Annotated in this window: 1 protein-coding gene and 1 pseudogene; one reads left to right on the top strand and one right to left on the bottom strand. The window is 60.4% G+C overall.

The genetic code is table 11. The features are described 5' to 3' along the window. Positions 1–90: pseudogene (locus tag EXE42_RS20430) on the bottom strand (ArsR family transcriptional regulator); the annotation flags it as partial. A gap of 114 nt (positions 91–204) precedes the next feature. Between EXE42_RS20430 and EXE42_RS19795 the strand changes: the two are divergent. Then, on the top strand, positions 205–492 hold a 288-nt coding region (locus EXE42_RS19795; RefSeq protein WP_137707035.1), incomplete at its 3' end, for a hypothetical protein.

Here is a 492-nt window from a genome sequence, read left to right as displayed (position 1 = left end):
GGCGATGCCCAGATCGCGTGTCACCTGGTTGAAGTGGACACCAGGCGTCTCGCGGACGTGTCGTCGCACCCGACCTCTGGTCGTCGCCATCGTGAGTATTCGCCTGTAATCGGCTGAGAGATAAAACCTGTCGGGGGCTTTCCTCCCATGAGAACGTTTTGCCCCGTGTCTTCTTATCACTCCCAACGCATACTGGCCAGTGTCGTGATCGCGTCGCTCATCGTTCGGGCCGTCTTCTCGGCTTTCGTGCCATTGACCGTTCAGGGGTCGCCCGTACTGCTGACCGTCATCGCGTGTGCCGGAATCGGAACCAGCGCGCTCTTCGTCGTGAGCCTCGTCGCGTATCGACGCCGCCAGACCGGCCAGTACCGACTGATCAGCGCCGCGGTTGGGGTGCTTGTTCTACGGTCACTGATTGGCGCTGGGACTGTTCTGGGAGCTGTTCCGATGCCGGTTCACCACTTCGTCGAACACAGCTTTGACTTCCTGATC

Origin of the sequence: Halorubrum sp. SP3 (assembly GCF_005435195.1) — an archaeon.
GTDB lineage: Archaea > Halobacteriota > Halobacteria > Halobacteriales > Haloferacaceae > Halorubrum > Halorubrum sodomense.
Note: the sequence above shows the minus strand (reverse complement) of the source record. Positions and strands in the feature narration are given on the sequence as shown.